Here is a 22,816-nt window from a genome sequence, read left to right on the forward strand (position 1 = left end):
GATGAACAAGACCGTCAATCCGAACGAGCTCAAGCCTGTGGACGACAACGGGCCGCTCTACGCGGCCCGCAAGAAGGTCTACCCCCAGAGCGTCTCCGGCACGTTCCGCCGCATCAAATGGGGCCTGATGGCGATCTGCCTCGGCGTCTACTATTTCCTGCCGTTCGTGCGCTGGAACCGCGGCCTCGGCGCCCCCAGCCAGGCGGTGCTGATCGACCTTCCCAACAGCCGCTTCTACTTCTTCTTCATCGAGCTGTGGCCGCAGGAGGTCTACTACTTTACCGGCCTGCTGATCGTGGCCGCGGTGGCGCTGTTCCTGATGAACTCGGTCGGCGGGCGCATCTGGTGCGGCTACCTCTGTCCGCAGACGGTGTGGACCGACTTGTTCTACGCGGTCGAACGTCTGATCGAGGGTGACCGGCGCGAGCGGATGAAGAAGGCCAAATCGTCCGATCCCCTGAAGCTCGAGCGCGTCTCCGAGATCGTGCTCAAGCATTCGATCTGGCTCATGATCGCCTGGTGGACCGGCGGCGCCTGGGTGCTCTACTTCAACGACGCGCCGACCCTGGTGAAGGAGCTCGTCACCTTCCAGGGGCCGATGATCGCCTATATCTGGATCGGCATCCTCACGGCATCGACCTATCTGCTCGCCGGCTACATGCGCGAGCAGGTCTGCACCTATATGTGCCCGTGGCCGCGCATCCAGGCCGCGCTCACCGACGAATGGGCCCTCAATGTCACTTATCGCTACGACCGCGGCGAGAAGCGCACCTCGGTGAAGAAGGCCGCCGAGCTGCGCGCGCTCGGCCAGCAGGTCGGCGATTGCGTCGATTGCTACCAATGCGTCGCGGTCTGTCCGACCGGCATCGACATCCGCAACGGACCGCAGATGGAATGCATCCAGTGCGGCCTCTGCATCGATGCCTGCGACAACGTGATGGCCAAGATCGGCCGGCCGAAGCGGCTGATCGGCTACGACAACGACATCAACATCCATCGCCGCCAGGAAGGCAAGGCGCCGATCTACCGGATCGTCCGGGCCCGCACCATCGTCTACAGCGCGATCATCGCAGCGGTCGGCGGCTTCATGGTCTATACGCTCGCGACCCGCAGCCTGCTCGACGTCAACGTGCTGCATGACCGCAATCCGGTCGCGGTCAAGCTCAGCGACGGCTCGATCCGCAACGCCTACACGGTGCGGCTGCTGAACAAGAGCGGCTACGACCGCGCCATCGCCATCGACGTGGAGGGGCCGGTCAATCCCACGATGCATGTCGTCGGCGCCGATTCGGTGACGCCGGACCGGCCGATCATCGTGATCCCGCGCGACTCCACCAGCGAGCTGCGGCTGCTCGTCACCGCGCCGGCTGAAAACAATCCGGAGAAGTCGATTCCGGTCCGCTTCCACGTGATGGATATCGGACTAGGCGTCGCCGCGAGCGCCACCGACAATTTCGTCGCGCCGTAAGTCCAGGAGACCATCATGTCATCCAAGCCGCTGACCGGAACCAAGGTTTTCCTGATGCTGGTCGCCTTCTTCGGCGTCGTGATCGGCGTCAACGTCACCATGATGAAGCTCGCGATCGCGACGCTGCCCGGCACTGACGTCGACAGCCCCTATGCTGCCGGCCTGACCTACGACCGCGAGATCTCGGCGGCGCAGGACCAGGCCGCGCGCAAATGGAAGGTCAACGCCCATATCGAGCGCCGCAACGACGGCGGCGCAATGGTCCAGGTCGAAGCGCGCGATGCCGGCGGCCAGCCGATCTCGGGGCTGAAATTCGGCGGCCGCCTGGAGCGGCCGACCGACAAGCGGGCCGATCTCGCGGTCGAGCTCACCGAAGCCGGCATCGGCCTCTATCGCGGCGATGCCGCGTCCGTCGCGCCGGGCCAGTGGGACCTGGTGATCGAGGGCGAGGCGCGGGGGACGCGCGTGTTCATGTCGCGCAACCGCGTGATCCTGAATTGAAGGATTTTGCCATGCAGGTCACGCGCGATTTCTCCCATTATGTTCGCGATGCGGGCGAGGGCGTTCAGCATATCGACCTCGCGGTCGAAGGCGTTCACTGCGCCGGCTGCATGGCGAAGATCGAACGCGGCCTGTCCGCCATCCCCGACGTCACGCTGGCGCGCGTCAACCTCACCGACCGCCGCGTCGCGCTGGAATGGAAGGCGGGCACGCTCGACCCTGGCCGTTTCATCGACCGGCTCGAGGAGCTCGGCTACAAGGCCTATCCGTTCGAGACCGAGAGCGCGGAGGTGGCGGAGGTCGCCGAATCGCGCTTCCTGCTGCGCTGCCTCGGCGTCGCCGCCTTCGCCACCATGAACGTGATGATGCTGTCGATCCCGGTGTGGTCGGGTAACGTCTCGGACATGCTGCCCGAGCAGCGCGACTTCTTCCACTGGCTCTCGGCGCTAATCGCGCTGCCGGCGGCGGCTTATGCCGGCCAGCCGTTCTTCCGCTCGGCCTGGCGCGCGCTGTCGGCAAAGACGACCAATATGGACGTTCCGATCTCGATCGGCGTGATCCTCGCGCTCGGCATGTCCGTGGTCGAGACCATCCACCACGCCGAGCACGCCTATTTCGACGCGGCGATCATGCTGCTGACTTTCCTTTTGGTCGGCCGCTTCCTCGACCAGAACATGCGGCGGCGGACCCGTGCGGTCGCCGGCAATCTCGCCGCGCTGAAGGCGGAGACGGCCGCCAAGTTCGTCGGACCCGATGAAATCTCGCAGGTGCCGGTGGCCGCGATCCATCCCGGCGACATCGTGCTGCTCAGGCCCGGCGAGCGCTGCGCGGTCGACGGCACCGTGATCGAGGGACGTTCGGAGATCGACCAGAGCCTGATCACCGGCGAGACGCTCTATGTCACGGCCGAGCAGGGCACGCCGGTCTATGCGGGATCGATGAACATCTCCGGCACGCTGCGGGTGCGGGTCTCGGCCGCGTCCGAGGCGACGCTGCTCGCCGAGATCACGCGGCTGCTCGACAATGCGCTGCAGGCGCGCTCGCGCTACATGCGCCTCGCCGACCGCGCCTCGCGGCTCTATGCGCCGGTGGTGCATGCGACGGCGCTCATCACCATCCTCGGCTGGGTCATTGCCGGCGCGTCCTGGCATGATGCGATCGTGACCGGCGTCGCCGTGCTGATCATCACCTGTCCCTGCGCGCTGGGGCTTGCGATTCCGACCGTGCAGACCATCGCCTCCGGCGCGATGTTCAAGTCCGGCGTGCTGCTGAATTCCGGCGACGCGATCGAGCGGCTTGCGGAGGCCGACCACGTCATCTTCGACAAGACCGGCACGCTGACGCTGCCCGATCTCGAAGTGATGAATGCCGCCGACATCCCCGCCGACATCTTCGAGCTCGCCGGCCGGCTTGCGCTGTCGAGCCATCATCCGGTCGCCGCCGCCGTCGCGCAGGCCGCGGGCGCCAAATCGCCTGTTGTCGGTGCGGTCGAGGAGGCCGGGCAGGGCGTTCGCGCAATTGTGGACGGTGTCGAGCTTCGCCTTGGTCGTCCCTCTTTCTGCGGCGCGGAAGCACTGGTCGGCAGCGCCATGGTCGATCCCGAAGCCTCCATCGTCGCTTTCAGCAAGGGCAGCGAGAGATTCGTGCTCTCGGTCCGCCAGGGCTTGCGTCCGGACGCACAGGCTGTGATCGCAGCGCTGAAGGCGCGCAACGTCGGCATCGAGATTCTCTCCGGCGACCGCGAGCCGGCGGTGAAGGCGGCGGCCCATGCGCTCGAAATTCCGGAATGGCGCGCCGGCGTCACGCCGGCCGACAAGATCGCGCGGATCGAGGAATTGAAGCAGCGCGGCGCCAAGGTGCTGATGGTCGGCGACGGCATGAACGACGCGCCCTCGCTCGCGGCGGCCCATGTCTCGATGTCGCCGATCTCGGCCGCGCATCTGAGCCAGGCGACCGCCGATCTCGTCTTCCTCGGCCGGCCGTTGGCGCCGGTGGTTGCCGCGATCGATGCCTCGCGCAAGGCGCTGCATCTGATGCGGCAGAACCTCTGGCTCGCGATCGGCTACAATGTCCTCGCCGTGCCGGTTGCGATCAGCGGCGTCGTGACGCCCCTGATCGCGGCGGCGGCCATGAGCGGATCCTCGATCCTGGTGATGCTGAATTCGCTGCGCGCGCGCAGCGCCTCGCGGGAGACCGTGTGATGGAGATCCTGGTCATCCTGGTCCCGCTGGCGCTGATGCTCGGCGGTGCCGGCCTCGTCGCCTTCCTGTGGTCGCTTAGGAGCGGCCAGTACGACGATCTCGACGGTGCCGCCTGGCGCGCCATCGCCGACGACGAGCCGCCGCAGGAAGCCCCGGCCAAGCGCTAGCGCCTCAGGGCGAAGGCGAGCAGGGCCGCGGCGGCGAGCGCCATGCCGACCCCGGCGACACACGCATGCCATCCGAAAGCGTCGAACAGACGCCCGAGCACGGCCGTACCGACCAGCCCGCCGCCAAAATAGCACGCAAGATATGTCCCGCTGGCGATGCCGCGGTTCTCGGTAGCCACCTGTCCGACGAAGCCCGTGGCGGCGGCCTGCGCAAAGAATGTGCCGACGCCGACCAGAACCATGCCCGCAAGGACTTCGCTCAGATGCGACATCAGCATCAAGGGCAGGCCCAGCCCGGCGATGGCGAGCGCGCTCCATATCGTCGGACGCGTTCCGAGCTTTGATACCACCCTGCCGGCCAGAAGCGTCGTGACGACCGATGGCAGGAAGACGAAGTAGACGAGGCCCAAATCCATCATGCCCAGTGCCAGCGGCGGCCGCACCAGCACGTAATTGACGAAGGTGAAGGTGCCGATGAAGGCGAACAGGATGCAGAAGCCGATGCCGAACGCCGCTCGCAATCGCGGATCGCGCCAATGCGCGAGGGTGGCAGCCAGCGGCGAAGCCGTCGGCGTCATCGCATGCATCGGCTGCACGCGCCGAATCGTGAAATAGACCAGCACCGCGCCGGCCAGATTGAGCGCTGCGAACAGGTAGAAATTCCAGGCGAGGCCGAGCCCGTCGGCGACCGCCGCCGAGATCAGCCGGCCGACGAGATTGCTCGCGACATTTCCAGTGATGTAAGCGGCAAAGGCGCCGCCGGCGTCCATCGCGCTGCATTGCTCACCGAGATGGGCGAGGGTGAGCGCGAAGGCAGACGCCATGCAAAGGCCCTGTGCGACCCGCAAAATGGTGAAGACGGCAAGGTTCGGCGCCGAGGCCAGCAGGCTGGTCGGGATCGCCAGCAGCGCCAGGCTGAGTAGGATGCCGGTCCGCCGGTTGATATGCGGGCTAAAGAAGCCGACGACGAGGCTGGCCGTGGCCATGCCGAAGGTGCTGGCGTTGACGGCAAAGCCCATCGCTGCGGGCGTGACGCCGTAATGTTGCGTCAGCGAAGGCAGGATCGCCTGCGTTGCGAAGAGGTCGACGACGGTCAGGAATGCGGTGAGGCCGATCACGAGCGAGCGCAGAGCCAGGCCCGGCGAGTGCGCTTCCATGGTCATCGCGGCCGGTTTGATCGACGCGGAAAGATCGGTCATGGCGATTGTCCTGTAGGAATGTGGCGCCCGGGGTGGGGAGCCCCGGGCGCCACCTCTCGTAACGAGTGCCCTGGGGCTGGGGGCACCCGTTACATGTGGTGGTCGTTGGGATCCTTGCGGACGTCGCCGACATAGAGAATGACGGTCTCCTTGCCGAGGTTCTTCCACCAATGCGAGGTGCCGTGGACTTCGGGACGGATGTCACCGGCCTTGTGCACGATCGGATCGACGCAGTTGGAGGCGTATTCGACGATCTCGCCCTGCTGCACGAAGATCAATGCGGGACGGTCGTCATGGCTGTGCCAGGGTACGATGCCGCCGGGCTCGATGGTCAGCTTGCGGAAGCGCAGCTCGCGGCCCTCGATATGGGCCGGCTGCTTGCCGAGGTCGATCGTACCGAGCGTGACGTCGGTCACGCCGACGGGCTTGTAGTCGACCATCTGCTGGGCGTTCGGCTTGATCTTGCCGGCCGGACATTCGCCGGCAACGACCGGCTGCGCTGAGAGCGTAAGCGCGCCGGCGATGGCAAGGCCCGGCCAGATCAGACGCGACAAGGCATGGCTCCTGGACATGGGAAGGTCTCCTGTGTTGGCCGCAACCCCGCTGGTCGCCGGCTATGAGGGCAGCTTCATCGAGATCGGGTCCATCCTGAAATGCCGGCTTGCTCTCGATGCGATAGCGCCGGGCTATGTTGATGCGCGGCGGCTATCGATCCGATTGGGCAACGGCATTTCCGCTTTCGCAGCATTCGGCGTCCGATGACGGGGCGCCCGATTGGCGGGCGTTCACGTCAATCCGGAGGAGCATGTCATGACGAGAGTGTCCAAGACCCTGATTTTCACCGCCGCGTTTGCGGTCATCGCCACCTCGGCGTTCTCGGAGGCCACCTGGGACTTCAAGGCCGGTATGGCCTATGTCTATGGCGGGCCCGGCAAGATGTCGGCGATGGCCATGGCGCCGGCCGAGAAGAACCACGAGGCGATGATGAAGAACGCCAAGAAGGTGCCAGACAACACCGTCTTCTTCATGAGTAACGGATCGCTGTACTCCACCTCGGGGCGGCTCGATCCGACCGGCAATTTTTATGTGAACTGAACCGGTCCTGGCATCGCGGTCGCCCCTTGCGGGCGGCCGAACCAGGAAACAAATATTCGCCTCAGAATGCCGGAGCAGAAGATGACATCTCTCTCGCCAGCCGATGCCGAACAGCTCAGGCTTGCCTTCCAGCGCTGCCGCGACATGGACGCCACGCTGAACGAGCAGCTCCGCGCCTATGCCGATGCCAGTCGTGCGGTCTTTCCGGCCTATGGCGAGGCCGTCGATCGCCTGGTCGCGAGATTGGGCGGAAACGGCGGCGGCGAGACCGCGCCGCGCCCGGGCGATGCGATGCCGCCGTTCATGCTGCCGGACGAGGGCGGGCGTCTCGTCACGCTGCCAGCGCTGCTGGAGCGCGGTCCGCTCGCCGTGATGTTCTTCCGCGGCCATTGGTGTCCCTATTGCCGGCTCAACGTCCGCGCCGTGGTCCAGGCGCTCGATCGCATCGAGGGCATGGGGGCGCAGGTCGTCGCAATCGTGCCGGAGACGCAGGAATACACTGGGCAGCTCAAGGCGGAATCCGGCGCGCCGTTTCCGATCCTGACCGATCTCGACAACGGCTATGCGCTCTCGCTCAATCTCGCGATCTGGCTCGGCACCGAGATCCAACACCTGTTGTCGTATCAGGACATGGCGAAATTCCACGGCAATGACGGCTGGATGTTGCCCATTCCGGCCGTGTTCGTGGTCGGCCGCGACGGGATCGTCAAAGCTCGCTTCGTCGATCCCGATTTCCGCAAGCGCATGGAGATCGATGATCTGCTCGCGGCGCTGGAGAGCGCGAGCCGGGAGAACTAGGTCTGGAATTTTGATGGCGCGGAGCGCTCTTGCCCTCGCATATAGGCCGTGCACTTTCTTGGCACGTTCGTCCCCACATCGTCATGGCCGGGCTTGTCCCGGCCATCCACGCCTCGCCGCGCAGCACGAAGAACGTGGATGCCCGGGACAAGCCCGGGCATGACGACCTCTGGCAAAGGTCTAAGTGCGATTGACTAGTCCCGCCGTTGCTAGCCCGCGATCTCACGCCAGTCGGCACCTCGCAGCATGCGCATGACGGCATTAGCGACGGCCGTGCGCTGCCGGCCGGCCACGCCGTAAAGATTGACGGTGCGACGGGCGTCCAGTCCGGTGACGGCGGCGCGTGTCAGTCGCTCCGGCACGGGTGAGGTGTGCGGCACCATGGCGACGCCGATATCGGCCTCGACGAGCTCGATCAGATCGCGCTCACTCGAAACCTCGTGACCATGTTCGATGTCAATGCCGTGCTCGCGCAGGCTCGCAGAGATGCGGCGCGAATGCTCGCAGAAAGTCCGGCTCAGCAATTGCTCCGAGCGCAGATCCTCCAGTTCGATGCTGCTGCGGCCGGCCAGCCGATGTCCGTCGCCAACTACAAGCTCGAAGCTCTCGGTGAACAGCGGCCAGGTATCGAGCCGGTCCCAGGCCTCGTCGATCTCGGCGGCGATGCCGAGCTCGGCCTCGCCCTTCTTCAGGAATTCACCGACCTCGCGGCTCGTCCCGCGCAGGAAGCGCAGCTCGAGCCGGTTGAACTGCCGCCTGATCTCGTTGAGATGGGGAATCAGCAGCGCGAGGTCGATCGAATGCGTCAAGGCTATGCGCAGTGCGCCGACTTCACCGCTCCTGAACGAGGAGGCGAGCGAGCGCGCGCCGGCGGCGGCGTCATAGCATTGCTTCAACAGCGGATGCATGCGCTGGCCGAGCTCGGTCAATTGCGCCGCCGGCCGCTCGCGGCGAAACAGGTCGCCGCCGAGCTCGGCTTCGAGCTGCTTGATCGCGCGCGTCAGCGAAGGCTGCGTGACGTTGCATTCCTCAGCAGCACGCGTGAAGTTCAGCAGCTGCGCCACCGCGAGGAAATAGCGGACCTGGTGCATTTCCATGGATCGGCTCCCAGCAAGATCGGCCGCAAATCTAGCCGATCGGAGCGGGAAATGACATCCCGCCTGCGATAGCGCGGACGTATGGAATCGGAAGCTAGCCGGTATTTCCGTTTGGGCCGGCGCTCCTCCAGGGTTCTGCGAAGGCTGGAAACCCAGTCATCGCCAACGGAGACCATGCCATGAACATACCGCTGAAGCCGCAGACATCTCAGCCTGCACGCGCGCTGGCCGGCAAGGTCGCGCTCGTGACGGGCTCGACCAGCGGCATCGGTCTCGGCATCGCACGTGCCTTGGCTGCGGCCGGCGCCGATGTGGTGCTGAACGGCCTCGGCGTCGCCGCCGAAATCGGCCGGACGCGCGAGCAGATCGCCGCCGAGTTCGGCGTCAAGGCGAGCTACTCGCCGGCCGACATGACCAGGCCGAAATCGATCGCCGAGATGATCGCGGCGACCATCTCCCAGTCCGGCGGGCTCGACATCCTTGTCAACAACGCCGGCATCCAGCATGTGGCGCCGCTCGAGCAGTTTCCGGTCGACAAATGGGACCAGATCCTCGCGATCAACCTGACCTCGGCCTTTCACACGACGCGACTCGCGCTGCCGGCGATGCGCCAGAACGGTTTTGGCCGGATCATCAACATCGCCTCGGCGCACGGCCTGGTCGGCTCGCCGTTCAAGGCGGCCTATGTCGCGGCCAAGCACGGCATCGTCGGTCTGACGAAGGTCACGGCGCTGGAGACGGCGGAGGACGGCATCACCTGCAACGCCGTGTGCCCGGGCTACGTCTATACGCCGCTGGTCGAAGCGCAGATCGACGGGCAGGCCAAGGCGCACGGCATTTCCCGCGATCAGGTGATCCGCGACGTGCTGCTCGCGCAGCAGCCGAACAAGCGCTTTGCCACGGTCGAGGAGCTGGGCGCGCTGACGGTGTTCCTGTCGACGGATGCAGCGGCTTCGATCACCGGCATCGCGCTTCCGGTCGACGGCGGCTGGACCGCGCATTGACATGGGCGGGGACATGGGCCGGCGTAACAAGCCGCAGCGAGCCGCGAATATTCGATCGGTGCAAGCTCACCAGGAGCGAGACATGAACGGCATGCAGGACAATACGCAGAGCAAGGGCGCGGATCTGCCGGGTCAGGTCGTGCTCGTGCTCCAGGGTGGCGGTGCGCTCGGGTCCTACCAGGCCGGGGTGTATCAGGCGCTGCACGAGGCCGGGATCGAGCCGGACTGGATCATCGGCACCTCGATCGGCGCCATCAATGCGAGTCTGATCGCGGGCAACGAGCCTGGCCAGCGGCTGGCGCATTTGAAGGAGTTCTGGAAACGGATGGAGCAGAATCCGGTCTGGAATCTGCGCACGGCGTTTCCCGGCTTCAACGAGAAGCTGGCCTATTGGTCGACCGTCACCAACGGCATTCCCGGCTTCTTTCGTCCCAATCCTCTGGCGCATGCTGGTGATTCCTATCCGCTTGGCGCCGATCACGCCGGCTTCTATTCGACCGCGCCGCTGGAGAGGACGCTGCTCGATCTGGTCGATTTCGGCCTGGTCAACCGCTGCTCGCCGCGGCTGACCGTCGGCGCGGCACATGTCCGCAGCAGCCAGATGCGCTATTTCGACAGCCGCGACGGCGAGCTGACCGTGAAGCATGTGATGGCCTCGGGCGCGTTGCCGCCGGCGTTCCCGGCGGTGCGCATCGACGGCGAACTCTATTGGGATGGCGGCATCCTGTCGAACACACCGACCGAAGCCGTCTTCGACGACAATCCGCGAAAGGACTCGCTGATCTTCGCCGTGCATCTGTGGAATCCGATTGGCGCCGAGCCGACGACGATGGCGGAGGTGCTGAACCGGCACAAGGACGTGCAATATTCGAGCCGCATCGCAAGCCAGATCGCCCGCCAGCAGCAGGCCCACCGCCTGCGCCACGTCATCAACCAGCTCGCCGCGCGTCTTTCCGAGAGCGAGCGCCGCGACCCCGCGGTGCGGGAATTGGTCAGCTATGGCTGTCCGACCCGGATGCATGTCGTGCGGTTGCTGGCGCCGCAGCTCGATCGTGAGACCCACACCAAGGACATCGACTTCAGCCCGTCCGGCATCATGCGGCGCTGGGACGCGGGCTATGCGCATACGCGGTCCGTGCTCGAACGAAGACCGTGGGTCGGCGAATTCGATCCGCTCGCCGGCGTGGTGCTGCACGAGCATATGGACGTGCTGCCGATGGCGGCGGAATAGTGGCCTCGTCGGTGCTTGTTTTCTTGCGGTGACGATGTTGCGAGAGCGCAGTCTGGGCTATTGTCGCGGCATCGTCGTCGCGAGGCAGCCATGGTTAATGAGAAGGATCTCGAGGCAGCGCTCGATCTCGTCCGCGCTCGCGCCGCGGGAGCGGATGCAGGCGTGTTCGGTCCTGACACGTTGACCTGGCGGATCGACTGCGAGGCCGTCGTCTTTCTCGGTGCCGGTCGCGCGTTGTTGCTGCAACTGGCGCATCCCTGGGTCGCCGCCGCGATCGCCGAACACTCGAAAACTCTTGCCGATCCGATTGGCCGTTTCCATCGCACCTTCGACATCGTCTTCGCCATGGTGTTCGGCTCGCTTGACCGCGCATTGCTGTCGTCGCGCCAGCTGCACCGGCGTCACAGCATGATCGTCGGAAAAATGCCGGAGACTGTCGGCCTCTTTGCGGCAGGTTCGCGCTATTGTGCCAACGACATCCCGTCGCTGCGCTGGGTTCATGCGACTCTGGTGGAGTCCGCGCTGATGGCGCACGAGCTGGTTCTGCCACCTTTCTCTGCGGAGGAGCGCGAGCGCTATTGGGCCGAGAGCCGATTGTTTGGTGCCTTGTTCGGGCTGACGGCGGACGACCTGCCGGCGGATTGGTCGGGCTTTACGGCCTACACCGCGGCGATGGCGCAGTCGGAGACGCTGACCGTCAGCCCGGCGGCGCGCGAGATCGCGACGCAGATCTTCAGCGGTGCGCGACCGTGGCTGCGGCCGCCGCGCTGGTATCGCGCGCTGACGGCGCGGATGTTGCCGGAGCGCTTGCGTGCAGGTTTTGGTTTCGAGCTTGACGCGCGGGAGATCCAATCCGCCGACAATGCCCTGCGCTGGATCAAGCGGCTCTATCCGAAGCTGCCGGATCGGCTGCGCTATGTCGGCCCCTACCAGGAAGCGCAGGCGCGGCTGCGGGGCGAACCGCAGCCCGACTGGATGACGCGCTGCCTCAACCGCGCCTGGATCGGACGGCCGCAGATGGATGTGCGCGGCAAGAGGCGATCTTAGTTCCATCATGCTGAGGTGCGAGTGGCGCGATGCGAAGCATCGCGCCGGGAGCCTCGAAGGATGCACGGCCCGCCGCTGCAGCCGGGCCGTCGCCCTTCGAGGGCCACTGAAGAAGCGGCCACCTCAGGGTGACGGCGATAGATAGGCGCTCGTTTCTCCACACCGTCATTGCGAGGAGCGCTTGCGACGAAGCAATCCAGACTGTCACCGCGGAGGGGATTCTGGATTGCTTCGCTGCGCTCGCAATGACGGAGCTTGTGGAAGCGCCGTCGCGCCTCACACCGACGCCAACTTCCGATACAGCGCGCTATAGCTGCCGGCCGAGATGCTCCAGGAGAACGACCGTCCCATGGCGCTGCGGCGCATGGTGTCGAGCTGGTCCTGTGCCCTGAACGCCGAGAAGGCCCGGCGGACGCCGCCGAGGAAGGAATCGCGCGAGGGTTTCGAGAACAGGAATCCGGTTTCGCCGTCGGTGATGGTTTCGGCGAGGCCGCCGGTCTGGTGCCCGATCGGCAGCGAGCCGAAGCGCTGGGCGTACATCTGGCTGAGGCCGCACGGCTCGAAGCGCGACGGCATCAGGGTGAAATCGCTGCCCGCAAAGATGCGGCGCGCCTGGGCGTCGTTGAAGCCGATCACGACGCCGATGGCGTCGGGGCGGCGGCGATGCGCGTCGATCAGGGCCTGCTCGAGCGCCGGCTCGCCGGAGCCGGTGACCACGATCTGCCCGCCGGCATCGACGATCTCGTCGGCCGCCGACAGCACGAGGTCGATACCCTTCTGGTGCACGAGACGCGCGACGATGCCGAACATCGGTCCGCGCGAGACGGCAAGCCCGATCTGCTTGCGGACGTAATCAGCATTGGCCCTCTTGCCGACCCAGTCGCCGGCGCCGAACTGCTGGGCCAACTGGGCGCAGGAGCGCGGGTCCCAGCTCTCGTCGATGCCGTTCAAGATGCCGGTGAGCTCGGCGGCGTCCGAGCGCAGGCGGAGCAGACCCTCCAGACCGCAGCCGAACTCGGGCGTGGTGATCTCGCGCGCGTAGGTGCCGCTGACCGTGGTGAGGTGGGAGGCGTAGACGAGGCCGGCCTTGAGGAAGGAGAGCTGGTCGTAGAACTCGATGCCGTCGATGTGGAAGGAGCTCTCCGGTGCGCCGATCCGCCGCAGCGCCTCCTTCGGGAAGAGGCCCTGATAGGCGAGGTTGTGAATGGTCAGGATCGACGGCAGCTTGGCGCCCTGCCAGGCGAGATAGGCCGGCACCAGCGAGGCCTGCCAGTCATTGGCATGGATCAGGTCTGCTGCCCAATTCTTGTCCAGCTTGCCCATGGCCAGCTCAGCGGCTGCCGAGGCAAAGCGCGCGAAGCGGATGTCGTTGTCGGGCCAGTCGCGCCCGGACTCGTCGCCATAGGGGTTGCCGGGCCGGTCGTAGAGTTGTGAGCAGAGCAGCACGTAGACCGGCACGCCGTCCTTGGTCGCGGCGCGGCCGAGCGAGCAGGCCGGCATCTCCGCGAACGCCGGGCAGCGGCCAACGATCTGAATATGCGTGAGTTGTTCGATGATGTCGCGATAGCCGGGCAGCATGACCCGGATATCGGCAAAGGAGCGAAGCGCGCGGGGCAGGGCCGCAGACACGGCGCCGAGTCCGCCGACGCGGACGAAATCGTCCATCTCTGTCGTGACGAACAAGACCCTCAAGAACAGTTGCCCTCTTCCGATCCCGTTTGCTGCTATGCAAGAACGGGTCCAGTTGCCCACGAATTCTTAAAGCCCGCCCACGCGGCGCATCCGTTCGGTAAAGACTTTCCTACTCAGCCGCCGCCCTCTAGGGTCGGCGCATCAACAAGAGAGAACATTGAAGGTTCCAAGGGGCTTCGGGGATGCAGTTAGCAGATAAGCATGAGGGGACGTTGACAAAGGTCATGGCGGGTTTGCGGGTCCTGGACTTCTCGACCACCATCGCCGGTCCTCACTGCGCGCGGATGCTTGCCGACATGGGCGCCGAGGTCATCAAGATCGAGACCGACGGCGGCGAGACGATGCGGACCCGGCCGCCGCTGCGCAAGGGGTGCAGCACCACGTTCGGCCAGCTCAATGTCGGCAAGAAGAGCGTGGTGCTCGACCTCAAATCCGAGGACGGCAAGGAGGCGGTCCGCCGGCTGGCCGCGACGTCCGACATCCTGGTCGAGAACTTTCGCCCCGGCGTGATGCACCGGCTGCGGCTCGACTACGACAGGCTGCGCGCCGTCAATCCGAGGCTGATCTATTGCTCGATCTCCGGCTACGGCCAGAGCGGCCCTTCGGCCGAGCTGCCGGCCTATGCGCCGGTGATCCACGCGGCCTCCGGCTACGACATGGCGCATCTCGCTTACCAGCCCGGCCGCAACCGTCCCGATTATTGCGGTATCTATCACGCCGACGTCGTCACCGGCACTTACGGCTTCGGCGCGATCGCTTCCGCGCTCTATCAGCGGACCGTGACCGGCCTTGGTCAGCATATCGACGTGTCCATGCTGGAATCGATGCTGTCACTGACGCTGACGGAATTGCAAAGCGCACAATTTGCCGTGAAGCCGCCGCCGCGCCCGATGTTCGGCCCGACCGAGACGGCAAGCGGCTACGTCATGATCACGGTCGCCAGCGAGAAGACGTTCCAGGGATTGATGGGCGTGATCGGCCGTCCCGAATGGATCACCGATCCGCGCTTCGCGACCTATGCCGCGCGCCGCGAGAACTGGGCGGAGGTGATGGACGGCGTCGAAGCCTGGTCGCGGCAGCTCGCGACCGATGCCTGTCTCGCAGCGCTCGGCGCGGCCGGCGTGCCGGCCTCGGCCTATCGCACCGTATCCGAGGCGCTGGCCGATCCGCAACTCGCGCACCGGCAGGCGCTCACGTCCGTGCAGGACGAGGGCGGCTCCTTCCGGGTGCTCAACCTGCCGTTCCGGATGTCGGGCGCCGACACCACGCCCGGCAAGACGATGGCCGTGCTCGGCGAGCATACCGATGCGCTGCGCGATGAGATCGGACTTGCCGATGATGCGCCAATTCCGACAGGCAAAACAGCCGCGACACGCTGAGCAACCTTGCGCTGCACATGCGGCGTGCGATCTGGCGCGCGTTCCTCTTGCCGTCGCGTGCTTTTGTCGCCAATCTCGCCTCCAGTCATTCAGCGATCCGAAACATCGGACGAGGGATCCCGGGAGGAACCATGACGAAGATTGCTGCCGCGGCGCGCAAGCACGCGCCGATTTTCCTTGCTGCGGTATTTGCCGTCCTTCCGCTGGCTGAGCCCGCGCAGGCGCAGAAGTCCGGCGGCAGCATCACCGTCGGCCAGGAGCTGGAGATTGCAGGCTTCGATCCCCTGAAAGTCGGCGTCTACGATACCTCGACCTTCACCGCTGCCGCCGCCATCTTCGACACGCTCACCACGCTGGATGAGAAGGGAGAGGCCGCGCCAAAGCTCGCGGTGTCCTGGACTCATTCCGACGATTACATGAGCTGGACCTTCAAGCTGCGCGAGGGGGTCAAATTCCACGACGGCACGCCGTTCAATGCGCAAGCCTTCAAGGAGAATTTCGACCGCCAGAAGGATCCGGCCAACAAGTGCCGCTGCGCCTTCTATATCACCAACGTCAAGGAGGTGCTGGCGCCGGACGAATACACCCTGGTCTACAAGCTCACCGATCCCTCGGTGAATCTGCCCGCGGTGATCACCATCCAGAGCCAGAACAACGCCATTCATTCGCCGACGGCGTGGAAGACCAAGGGCGACGACTACAATCGCAATCCCGTGGGCACTGGTCCTTACGTCCTGAAATCATGGACTGCCGGCGACCGCATGGTGCTGGAGAAGAATCCCAGTTACTGGGACAAGGGCCGGCCCTATCTCGATCGCATCATCTTAAAGCCATTGCCTGATGCACAGTCGCGCTTTGCCTCGCTGCAATCGGGCGAGGCCGACATCATCTGGGACGACGAGAACGACGCCGACAACATCATGAAGGCGCAGAAGGACTCCAAGCTCACCGTGCACACCTACAAGGGCTCGGGCGCGCAGGTCTACGCCTTCAACACCAAGGTCGCGCCGTTCGACGACGTCCGCGTGCGTCAGGCGCTGGTGATGGCGATCGATCGCCCGAAAATGTCACAGGCGATCACCAACGGCCTGAGCCGCCCCGCCAGCAATCCTTACGGCGACGGCTCCTGGGTCAAATGCAAGGACGACGGCGCGCTGCCGTTCGACGTCGAGAAGGCCAAGGCGCTGATCAAGGAGTACGGCAAGCCGGTCGAGTTCAAGATGCTGGTCACCGCGACGCCGCGCGGCCGCATGGTCGGCCAGGTGCTCCAGCAATTCTGGAAGCGTGTCGGCGCGAACATGGAGATCGAGCAGGTCGATCAGGCCACCATTCCGTCGCGCGCCTTCACCCGCCAGTTCCAGATGACGCCGTGGCGCATCGTCGATCTCGCCGATCCCGATCCGCAGATGTACGCGAATTTCCGCAGCGGCAGCCCGCTGGCGCTGGCCGGCTTCTCGAATCCCGAGCTTGACAGGCTTCTGGACCACGCGCGCGTCACCGCCGATATCGGCCAGCGCACCGAGGATTACTGCGCCATCAGCCGCTTGATCAACAAGGAGGCGATCTGGTTCTGGACCTTCCAGAATACCTATTACGCGTTGTCGAGCGCCAAGCTGAAGGGCTTCCCGAAGATGTACAACGGCGTGATCGACGTATCGAGGACCTGGCTGGAATGATGGCGCGATGCTGAACTTCGTCGTCCGGCGGCTGCTTGCCATGCTGCCGGTGCTGCTCGCCGTCTCGCTGCTGACTTTCCTGATTGCCTCGCTGCTGCCGGGCGATCTCGCTCTTGTCATCCTCGGCGATCAGGCGACACCGGAGAATGTCGCGGCGCTGCGCCGCGACATGGGGCTCGACCAGCCGCTGTGGTGGCGTTATCTCAGCTGGCTCGGCCACGTCCTGCAGGGCGATCTCGGCCGCTCGTACCGCACCGGGCAGACGGTGCTGCAGGCGGTCGCCGAGCGCATTCCGGTCTCGCTGCAATTGATGCTGATGGCCGAATTCATCGGCCTCCTGATCGGTGTTCCCGTCGCGATTGCCTGTGCCGCACGTGCCGGCGACGCCTTCGACCGCTTCATGACCGGCAGCGCGTTCGCGATGCTGTCGATGCCGTCCTTCCTGGTGGCGATCCTCCTGATCTACCTGTTCGCGGTCGAGCTGCATTGGCTGCCCGCGACTGGCTATGTGCCCTTCACCGAGGAGCCGCTCGGCAATTTGCGCTTCTTCGTGCTGCCGGCGCTGACGCTGGCCCTCGCCGAATGGCCGGGCATCATGCGGGTGCTGCGCTCCGACATGATCGCGACCCTGCAGGAGGACTATATCGCGCTCGCAAAAGCAAAGGGCCTCAAGCCCGCGCGTATCCTGTTCGTGCATGCGCTGAAGCCGTCGTCGCTGACCCTGGTGACGGTGACCGGCATCAATATCGGACGCCTGCTTGGCGGCACGCTGATCGTGGAATCGATCTTCGCGCTGCCCGGCATCGGCCGGCTGCTGGTCGGGGCGATCTACACCCGCGACCTCGTCATTCTCCAGGGCGTGGTGCTGCTGGTTGCCAGTGGTTTCGTCATCGTGAATTTCATCGTCGACATGCTCTACGCCGTGCTCGACCCCAGGATCCGCCATGGCCACGCTTGAGCTCTCGATTCGAGACGAGGCGACGTCCACGCCGGTCAGGCGCAAGCGCAAGCTTGGCCTGTTGTTCTGGATCGCGAGCGGCTGGCTCGCGATCATCCTTGCGCTCGCGATCCTCGCGCCGGTGCTGCCGCTGCAGAACCCTGTCGACATGGACATGCTGGAGCGTCGCGCGGCGTTCTCTTCCGAGCACTGGCTCGGCACCGACGGGCTCGGCCGCGACGAGCTGGCCCGCTTGATCTTTGGCGCGCGGACGTCGCTGACGGTCGGGCTGATCGCACCGATGATCGGTCTGACGCTCGGCGGCGCGCTTGGCCTGCTCGCCGGCTATTTCCGCGGCCGGTTCGAGACATTGGTGGTGGGCAGCATGGACGTGCTGCTCGCCTTCCCGCCGCTGATCTTCGCGCTCGCCGTGACCGCTTATCTCGGCCAGTCCGTCCCCAACCTCACCCTGATCCTCGGCGTGCTCGGCATTCCCGCCTTCATGCGGGTGGCGCGGGCAGCGACGCTGACGCTGGCGCGGCGGGAATTCGTCATCGCGGCCGAGGCGCTCGGCGCCAGCCATGCGCGCATCCTCTTGCGCGAGCTGTTGCCCAACGTGGTCCTGCCGCTGCTCGCCTTCTTCCTGCTCGGCGTCGCCGTCACCATCGTGGTCGAGGGTGCGCTGTCCTTTCTCGGCCTCGGGGTGCCGCCGCCGATGGCGAGCTGGGGCAGCATGATCGGGGAGGGGCGCGACAGCCTCGACGTCGCGCCGCGGCTGGCGTTCCTGCCGGCGGCCGGACTTTTCGTGACCGTGCTGGCCTTTAATCTGGTCGGCGACACCTTGCGGGCGCTGACCGATCCGCGTCAGGGGGCGCTGTGAGCAGCCCGCTCTTGACCATCGCGGACGTCGCGGTCGAGCTGCCGACGCCGCGCGGCAATTTGCGCGCGGTCGATCATGTCGACCTGTCGCTGGAGGCGGGCCGCACGCTTGGCATCGTCGGCGAATCCGGCTGCGGCAAGACCATGCTGTCGCGCGCGGTGCTGCAGCTGCTGCCGAAGAAGGCAAAGCTCACCGGCCGCGTGATGTTCGACGGCCAGGACCTGGCGCGGCTCGCGCCGGAAAGCCTGCGGCGCCTGCGCGGGCGCGACCTCGCAGTCGTGTTCCAGGACCCCATGACCTCGCTCAATCCGGTTCTCACCATCGGCACGCAGTTGATGGAGACGATCCAGGAGCATCTCGAGCTCGATGCTCCGGAGGCCCGCAAGCGCAGCATCGAGCTGCTGGCGGCCGTCGGCATTCCCGCGCCGGAGCAGCGGCTCACGCAATATCCGCATCAATGTTCCGGCGGCATGCGCCAGCGCATCGCGATTGCGATCGCGCTGTCCTGCGAGCCGAAGCTCTTGATCGCGGACGAGCCGACCACGGCGCTCGACGTCACCATCCAGGCGCAGATCCTCGATCTGCTCGCGCGCGAGCAGCGCCGCCGTCACATGGCGATGATCATCATCACCCACGATCTCGGCGTCGTTGCCGGCCGCGCCGACGAGGTCGCGGTGATGTATGCGGGCAGGGTGGTGGAGCGCGCACCGACCTCGGTCTTGTTCAAGCGCATGCATATGCCCTACACCGAGGCGCTGCTGGCGGCGATCCCGAAGCTGGACGCCGCGCCGCACACGCCGCTGCCTGCCATCTCCGGCCGTCCGCCCGATCCGACCCGGCCGCTGCGTGGCTGCTCCTTTGCGCCGCGCTGCCGCTATGCCACGGGGCGCTGTCATGAGGCCAAGCCCGCGCTGACGAGCGCCGAGATGCCTGATCACCTCTACGCCTGCTTCCATCCCATCCAGTTGGCGGAAGGAGTTGGCGCATGATGCAGCTTGCAGTCCCGGAAGCGCCGCTTCTGAACGTCGACAATCTCGTCGTCGAATATGGCCTGGGCAACAAGACGGTGCATGCCGTCTCCGGCGTCAGCCTTCAGGTCGCGCGCGGCGAGACGCTGGGGCTTGTCGGCGAATCCGGCTGCGGCAAGTCGACGCTGGGGCGCGCGGTGCTGCAGTTGCGCCGCGCCAAATCCGGGCGCGTGCTGTTCGACGGCGAGGATCTCACCGCGATGGAGGGCGAGACGCTGCGCAAGATGCGCCGCCGGGTGCAACTGATCTTCCAGGATCCGATCGCTTCCCTCAACCCGCGCCGGCGGATCGGCGATATCGTGGCCGAGCCGCTCATTATTGCCGGCATCAAGGATGCCGTAGAGCGCAAGCGCAGGGTTCACGAGGTGCTTTCCGCGGTCGGGCTCGATCCTGATCTCGTGGCGGGCCGCCTGCCGCATGAATTCTCCGGCGGGCAGTGTCAGCGCATCTGCATCGCGCGGTCGCTGGTGCTCAATCCCGAATTCATTGTCTGCGACGAGCCGGTCTCGGCGCTCGACGTCTCCATCCGCGCGCAGATCCTCAACCTGCTGGAGGAGATGAAGACACGCTTCGGCCTGACGCTGCTGTTCATCGCGCATGATCTTGCGGTGGTCAAAGCGGTCAGCGACCGCGTCGCGGTGATGTATCTCGGCCGGCTTTGCGAGGTCGGCCCTTCCCAGCAATTGTTCGCAAACCCCGCGCATCCCTACACGGCGCTGCTGTTGCAGGCGATCCCGGTGCCCGATCCGGACGTTCGTCCCGCCGAGAGTGTGGCAGCCGGCGAGCCGCCATCGCCGATTGCGCCGCCGTCCGGCTGCCGCTTCCGCACCCGCTGCCTGCGGGCCGATCAGCGATGCAGCGCGGAGATACCGGAGTTGCGCGAAATCGCACCCGGCCAGTTCGCGGCTTGCCATCATCCGCTGGCCTGAACTAAGACCGGTTTGTCTCGTCTTGCCGGCCATGGCATGCTGGCGCGGCGACAAGAAGCATGCGGGAGGATGCCGATGAAGAGTTTCAAGGTTGCCGATTTCAAGGCGCCGCTGCAGGAGTTCGACGAGGCGACGCCGCAACCGTCGGGCACGCAGGTGCTGATCAAGGTGAAGGCGGCCGGCGTCTGCCACAGCGATCTCCACATCTGGGAAGGCGGTTACGATCTCGGCCACGGCCGCAAGCCGCTGTCGCTGAAGGACCGCGGCATCAGCCTGCCATTGACCATGGGGCACGAGACGGTTGGCGAAATTCTGGCGTTCGGTCCCGACGTGAAGCCCACCGACCAGGGCGACCTGAAGATCGGTGACGTCGGGCTTGTCTATCCCTGGATCGGCTGCGGCAAGTGCGCCACCTGCCTTGGCGGTGACGAGAACATGTGCCTGACCCCGCGCTCGCTCGGCGTCTATTGCGACGGCGGCTATTCCGATCACATGCTGGTGCCGCATCCGCGTTATCTGCTCAATCTGAGAGGGCTCGATCCGGCGACGACCGCGCCCTATGCCTGCTCTGGCGTCACCACCTACAGCGCGCTCAAGAAGGTCGAGCAGCATTTCGACACGCCGATCGTGATGTTCGGCGCGGGCGGTCTCGGCCTGATGGCGCTGTCGCTGTTGAAGGCGATGGGCGGCAAGGGTGCGATCATGGTCGATATCGACGCCAGGAAGCGCGAGGCGGCGGAGAAAGCTGGGGCGCTCGCCACCGTCGACCCCAAGGCACCGGATGCGCTGGAGCAGCTTGCCAAGAAAGCGGGCGGGCCGATCCGGGCCGTGATCGACCTCGTTGGCAACGCCGCGACGACGCAGCTCGGTTTTGATTGCCTCACCAAGGGCGGCAAGCTCGTCATCGTCGGCCTGTTCGGCGGCGGCGCGACCTGGGCGCTGCCGCTGATTCCGATCAAGGCGATCACGATCCAGGGCAGCTATGTCGGAAACTTGCGCGAAACGCAGGAGCTGCTTGACCTCGTTCGCACCAAGAAGGTGCCGCCGATCCCGGTAACGACGGCCCCGCTCGCCAAGGCCAACGAGGCGCTGGTGCAATTGCAGCAGGGCGCAGTGGTCGGGCGCACGGTGCTGACGCCGTAACGAACGCTCTCTCCGTCGTCATTGCGAGCGCAGCGAAGCAATCCAGAAGCCCCTCCGCGGAGACAGTCTGGATTGCTTCGTCGCAAGAGCTCCTCGCAATGACGAGATCATTTTGACCTTCGCGCAGGAACCCCCATGTCCGCAAATAACGCCTTCCACATTGCCGTGCTCGCCGGTGACGGCATTGGTCCTGAAGTCATGGCGCCGGCCATCGAGGTGCTGCGCAAGGTCGGCGATAAGTCGGGCCTGGGCTTCCGCTTCACCGAGGCGCCCGCCGGTGCCAACAATTATCTGGCGACCGGCAAGTCGATGCCTGACACCACCATCAGACTGTGCGAGGAGGCGGATGCTATCCTGCTCGGGGCCTGCGGGCTGCCGTCGGTGCGCTACCCCGACAATACCGAGATCGCGCCGCAGATCGAGCTGCGCTTCATCTTCGATCTCTATGCCGGCGTGCGGCCCGCGCGCCTCATTCCGGGCGTGCCGAGCCCGATCGTCGGTGCCGACCAGCGCGGCATCGATCTCGTCGTCATCCGCGAGTCCACGGAAGGGCTGTTCGCCTCGATGGGCAAGGGCGTCGTCACCCATGAGGACGCGCGCGAGACCATGGTGATCACGCGTCGGACCTCCGAGCGTCTGTTCGAGTTTTCGTTTCGCCTGGCCGAGCGGCGCAAGGCGCGCGGCAAGCCGGGGATGCTGACCTGCGTCGACAAGGCGAACGTGTTCAAGGCGTTTGCATTCTTCCGAGGCATCTTCGACGAGATCGAGAAGAAGCACCCTGGCGTGAAGACCGACCGGCTCTATGTCGATGCCTGCTCGGCAATGCTGGTGAAGCGCCCCTGGGATTTCGACGTGATGGTGATGGAGAACATGTTCGGCGACATCGTCTCCGACATCACCGCGAGCCTGATCGGCGGCCTCGGCATGGCGCCGTCGGCCGACATCGGCGACAAATACGCCGTGTTCCAGCCCTGTCACGGCACTGCGCCTGACATCATGGGGCAGGGCAAGGCCAATCCCACCGGCATGATCCTGTCGGCGGCGATGATGCTGGACTGGCTCGCCGACAAGCACGGCGTCGAAAGCGCGGCGGAAGCTGGCGAGACGATCGAGCGGGCCGTGGACCAGGTCTATGCCGGCGGCATCAAGCCGATGGAGTTCGGCGGCAGTAACGGCACCGCCGACATCACGAAGGCGGTGCTCGCGGCGCTTTGAGCTGCGGTCGAGGAACAGCACCACATCACCTCAAAAGAAAAGGGGCCCCCGGGCCCCTTCGTTCACCAGCGGCGCCAGTGGCGGTGGCGCCAGCCCCACGGACGCGGGCCGTAGAAGCCCGGACCGCCG

22 protein-coding genes are annotated in these 22,816 nt (G+C 65.7%); 18 read left to right on the forward strand and 4 right to left on the reverse strand.

All coding sequences use genetic code 11. The features are described 5' to 3' along the window. Position 1 precedes the first annotated feature (1 nt). From ccoG to ccoS, 4 genes are read left to right on the forward strand one after another with little or no spacing between them, the layout of a single operon-like run. On the forward strand, positions 2-1,468 hold the full coding sequence (ccoG, locus tag UNPA324_RS25130) for a cytochrome c oxidase accessory protein CcoG (protein WP_141936484.1): 1,467 nt from the start codon (positions 2-4) through the stop codon (positions 1,466-1,468). 15 nt (positions 1,469-1,483) lie between these two features. After that, the gene (locus UNPA324_RS25135) at positions 1,484-1,969 is read left to right on the forward strand and encodes a FixH family protein (protein ID WP_128916878.1); all 486 of its coding nucleotides are present in this window, start codon (positions 1,484-1,486) and stop codon (positions 1,967-1,969) included. An 11-nt stretch (positions 1,970-1,980) separates the two neighbouring features. Then, on the forward strand, positions 1,981-4,170 hold the full coding sequence (locus UNPA324_RS25140; protein ID WP_128916879.1) for a cation-translocating P-type ATPase: 2,190 nt from the start codon (positions 1,981-1,983) through the stop codon (positions 4,168-4,170). After that, positions 4,170-4,337, forward strand: coding sequence for a cbb3-type cytochrome oxidase assembly protein CcoS (ccoS, locus tag UNPA324_RS25145; protein ID WP_008550618.1), 168 nt, complete (start codon positions 4,170-4,172; stop codon positions 4,335-4,337). The genes UNPA324_RS25140 and ccoS overlap by 1 nt, the downstream gene beginning before the upstream one ends. Here the strand turns inward: ccoS and UNPA324_RS25150 are convergent. Both UNPA324_RS25150 and UNPA324_RS25155 read right to left on the reverse strand, forming a co-directional pair. Then, the gene (locus UNPA324_RS25150) at positions 4,334-5,536 is read right to left on the reverse strand and encodes an MFS transporter (protein ID WP_141936487.1); all 1,203 of its coding nucleotides are present in this window, start codon (positions 5,534-5,536) and stop codon (positions 4,334-4,336) included. The two genes, ccoS and UNPA324_RS25150, sit on opposite strands and share 4 nt — an antisense overlap. An 89-nt stretch (positions 5,537-5,625) precedes the next feature. Further along, positions 5,626-6,108 carry a cupin domain-containing protein gene (locus UNPA324_RS25155; RefSeq protein ID WP_128916881.1) on the reverse strand — a complete coding sequence of 161 codons (483 nt, stop codon included), beginning with the start codon at positions 6,106-6,108 and terminating at the stop codon, positions 5,626-5,628. Between the two features lie 13 nt (positions 6,109-6,121). On the opposite strand from UNPA324_RS25155, the gene UNPA324_RS35315 reads away from it, so the two are divergent. The 3 genes from UNPA324_RS35315 to UNPA324_RS25165 all read left to right on the forward strand — a co-directional run bounded on the left by UNPA324_RS35315 (position 6,122) and on the right by UNPA324_RS25165 (position 7,429). Then, a complete protein-coding gene (locus tag UNPA324_RS35315; protein WP_181769508.1) occupies positions 6,122-6,298 on the forward strand; it encodes a hypothetical protein in 177 nt (58 codons plus the stop codon). Between the two features lie 48 nt (positions 6,299-6,346). Further along, positions 6,347-6,631, forward strand: coding sequence for a hypothetical protein (locus UNPA324_RS25160; RefSeq protein WP_128916882.1), 285 nt, complete (start codon positions 6,347-6,349; stop codon positions 6,629-6,631). Between the two features lie 81 nt (positions 6,632-6,712). Further along, complete coding sequence (locus tag UNPA324_RS25165; protein WP_128916883.1) at positions 6,713-7,429, forward strand: peroxiredoxin-like family protein; 717 nt, start codon at positions 6,713-6,715, stop codon at positions 7,427-7,429. A 209-nt stretch (positions 7,430-7,638) separates the two neighbouring features. Here the strand turns inward: UNPA324_RS25165 and UNPA324_RS25170 are convergent, their stop codons facing one another. Further along, a complete protein-coding gene (locus tag UNPA324_RS25170) occupies positions 7,639-8,526 on the reverse strand; it encodes a LysR family transcriptional regulator (RefSeq protein ID WP_164935912.1) in 888 nt (295 codons plus the stop codon). A gap of 179 nt (positions 8,527-8,705) precedes the next feature. On the opposite strand from UNPA324_RS25170, the gene UNPA324_RS25175 reads away from it, so the two are divergent. From UNPA324_RS25175 to UNPA324_RS25185, 3 genes are all read left to right on the forward strand, one after another. Beyond that, positions 8,706-9,530 (forward strand): 3-hydroxybutyrate dehydrogenase, encoded by an 825-nt coding sequence (locus tag UNPA324_RS25175; RefSeq protein WP_128916885.1) that lies wholly within the window; start codon positions 8,706-8,708, stop codon positions 9,528-9,530. Between the two features lie 82 nt (positions 9,531-9,612). Next, entirely contained in the window at positions 9,613-10,761 is a 1,149-nt protein-coding gene (locus tag UNPA324_RS25180) for a patatin-like phospholipase family protein (protein ID WP_141936489.1), read from the forward strand. A gap of 90 nt (positions 10,762-10,851) precedes the next feature. Beyond that, positions 10,852-11,808 (forward strand): oxygenase MpaB family protein, encoded by a 957-nt coding sequence (locus UNPA324_RS25185; protein WP_164935913.1) that lies wholly within the window; start codon positions 10,852-10,854, stop codon positions 11,806-11,808. A 276-nt stretch (positions 11,809-12,084) separates the two neighbouring features. Here UNPA324_RS25185 and glgA read toward each other — a convergent pair whose 3' ends face one another. Next, positions 12,085-13,500: a glycogen synthase GlgA gene (glgA, locus tag UNPA324_RS25190; protein WP_141936491.1), complete on the reverse strand. Its 1,416-nt coding sequence runs from the start codon at positions 13,498-13,500 to the stop codon at positions 12,085-12,087. 182 nt (positions 13,501-13,682) lie between these two features. On the opposite strand from glgA, the gene UNPA324_RS25195 reads away from it, so the two are divergent. The 8 genes from UNPA324_RS25195 to UNPA324_RS25230 all read left to right on the forward strand — a co-directional run bounded on the left by UNPA324_RS25195 (position 13,683) and on the right by UNPA324_RS25230 (position 22,687). Beyond that, complete coding sequence (locus UNPA324_RS25195; RefSeq protein WP_128916889.1) at positions 13,683-14,879, forward strand: CaiB/BaiF CoA transferase family protein; 1,197 nt, start codon at positions 13,683-13,685, stop codon at positions 14,877-14,879. A 131-nt stretch (positions 14,880-15,010) separates the two neighbouring features. After that, positions 15,011-16,555: an ABC transporter substrate-binding protein gene (locus UNPA324_RS25200; protein WP_128916890.1), complete on the forward strand. Its 1,545-nt coding sequence runs from the start codon at positions 15,011-15,013 to the stop codon at positions 16,553-16,555. Positions 16,556-16,562: 7 nt separating this feature from the next. Continuing rightward, positions 16,563-17,513 (forward strand): ABC transporter permease, encoded by a 951-nt coding sequence (locus UNPA324_RS25205; RefSeq protein ID WP_128916891.1) that lies wholly within the window; start codon positions 16,563-16,565, stop codon positions 17,511-17,513. Beyond that, on the forward strand, positions 17,500-18,372 hold the full coding sequence (locus UNPA324_RS25210; RefSeq protein ID WP_141936493.1) for an ABC transporter permease: 873 nt from the start codon (positions 17,500-17,502) through the stop codon (positions 18,370-18,372). The genes UNPA324_RS25205 and UNPA324_RS25210 overlap by 14 nt, the downstream gene beginning before the upstream one ends. Then, positions 18,369-19,361 (forward strand): ABC transporter ATP-binding protein, encoded by a 993-nt coding sequence (locus UNPA324_RS25215; RefSeq protein WP_141936495.1) that lies wholly within the window; start codon positions 18,369-18,371, stop codon positions 19,359-19,361. Before UNPA324_RS25210 ends, UNPA324_RS25215 begins: the two co-directional genes overlap by 4 nt. After that, positions 19,358-20,329 (forward strand): ABC transporter ATP-binding protein, encoded by a 972-nt coding sequence (locus tag UNPA324_RS25220; protein WP_141936497.1) that lies wholly within the window; start codon positions 19,358-19,360, stop codon positions 20,327-20,329. Before UNPA324_RS25215 ends, UNPA324_RS25220 begins: the two co-directional genes overlap by 4 nt. A gap of 75 nt (positions 20,330-20,404) precedes the next feature. Continuing rightward, the gene (locus UNPA324_RS25225; protein ID WP_128916895.1) at positions 20,405-21,472 is read left to right on the forward strand and encodes an alcohol dehydrogenase; all 1,068 of its coding nucleotides are present in this window, start codon (positions 20,405-20,407) and stop codon (positions 21,470-21,472) included. A 135-nt stretch (positions 21,473-21,607) separates the two neighbouring features. Then, entirely contained in the window at positions 21,608-22,687 is a 1,080-nt protein-coding gene (locus tag UNPA324_RS25230; protein WP_141936499.1) for an isocitrate/isopropylmalate dehydrogenase family protein, read from the forward strand. Positions 22,688-22,816 lie beyond the last annotated feature (129 nt).

The organism is Bradyrhizobium sp. UNPA324 (assembly GCF_006658635.1).
Lineage (GTDB): Bacteria > Pseudomonadota > Alphaproteobacteria > Rhizobiales > Xanthobacteraceae > Bradyrhizobium > Bradyrhizobium nanningense.

Excerpts from the sequence above, each read along its gene's own strand:
- UNPA324_RS25140 (WP_128916879.1), top strand. The coding sequence starts at position 1,981 with ATGCAGGTCACGCGCGATTTCTCCCATTATGTTCGCGATGCGGGCGAG.
- UNPA324_RS25205 (WP_128916891.1), top strand. The coding sequence starts at position 16,563 with ATGCTGAACTTCGTCGTCCGGCGGCTGCTTGCCATGCTGCCGGTGCTG.
- ccoS (WP_008550618.1), top strand. The coding sequence starts at position 4,170 with ATGGAGATCCTGGTCATCCTGGTCCCGCTGGCGCTGATGCTCGGCGGT.
- UNPA324_RS25150 (WP_141936487.1), bottom strand. The coding sequence starts at position 5,536 with ATGACCGATCTTTCCGCGTCGATCAAACCGGCCGCGATGACCATGGAA.
- UNPA324_RS25165 (WP_128916883.1), top strand. The coding sequence starts at position 6,713 with ATGACATCTCTCTCGCCAGCCGATGCCGAACAGCTCAGGCTTGCCTTC.
- UNPA324_RS25160 (WP_128916882.1), top strand. The coding sequence starts at position 6,347 with ATGACGAGAGTGTCCAAGACCCTGATTTTCACCGCCGCGTTTGCGGTC.
- UNPA324_RS25185 (WP_164935913.1), top strand. The coding sequence starts at position 10,852 with ATGGTTAATGAGAAGGATCTCGAGGCAGCGCTCGATCTCGTCCGCGCT.
- UNPA324_RS25220 (WP_141936497.1), top strand. The coding sequence starts at position 19,358 with ATGATGCAGCTTGCAGTCCCGGAAGCGCCGCTTCTGAACGTCGACAAT.
- UNPA324_RS25180 (WP_141936489.1), top strand. The coding sequence starts at position 9,613 with ATGAACGGCATGCAGGACAATACGCAGAGCAAGGGCGCGGATCTGCCG.
- UNPA324_RS25170 (WP_164935912.1), bottom strand. The coding sequence starts at position 8,526 with ATGGAAATGCACCAGGTCCGCTATTTCCTCGCGGTGGCGCAGCTGCTG.
- UNPA324_RS25210 (WP_141936493.1), top strand. The coding sequence starts at position 17,500 with ATGGCCACGCTTGAGCTCTCGATTCGAGACGAGGCGACGTCCACGCCG.
- UNPA324_RS25155 (WP_128916881.1), bottom strand. The coding sequence starts at position 6,108 with ATGTCCAGGAGCCATGCCTTGTCGCGTCTGATCTGGCCGGGCCTTGCC.
- UNPA324_RS25200 (WP_128916890.1), top strand. The coding sequence starts at position 15,011 with ATGACGAAGATTGCTGCCGCGGCGCGCAAGCACGCGCCGATTTTCCTT.
- UNPA324_RS25195 (WP_128916889.1), top strand. The coding sequence starts at position 13,683 with ATGCAGTTAGCAGATAAGCATGAGGGGACGTTGACAAAGGTCATGGCG.
- ccoG (WP_141936484.1), top strand. The coding sequence starts at position 2 with ATGAACAAGACCGTCAATCCGAACGAGCTCAAGCCTGTGGACGACAAC.
- UNPA324_RS25175 (WP_128916885.1), top strand. The coding sequence starts at position 8,706 with ATGAACATACCGCTGAAGCCGCAGACATCTCAGCCTGCACGCGCGCTG.
- UNPA324_RS25225 (WP_128916895.1), top strand. The coding sequence starts at position 20,405 with ATGAAGAGTTTCAAGGTTGCCGATTTCAAGGCGCCGCTGCAGGAGTTC.
- UNPA324_RS25135 (WP_128916878.1), top strand. The coding sequence starts at position 1,484 with ATGTCATCCAAGCCGCTGACCGGAACCAAGGTTTTCCTGATGCTGGTC.
- UNPA324_RS25230 (WP_141936499.1), top strand. The coding sequence starts at position 21,608 with ATGTCCGCAAATAACGCCTTCCACATTGCCGTGCTCGCCGGTGACGGC.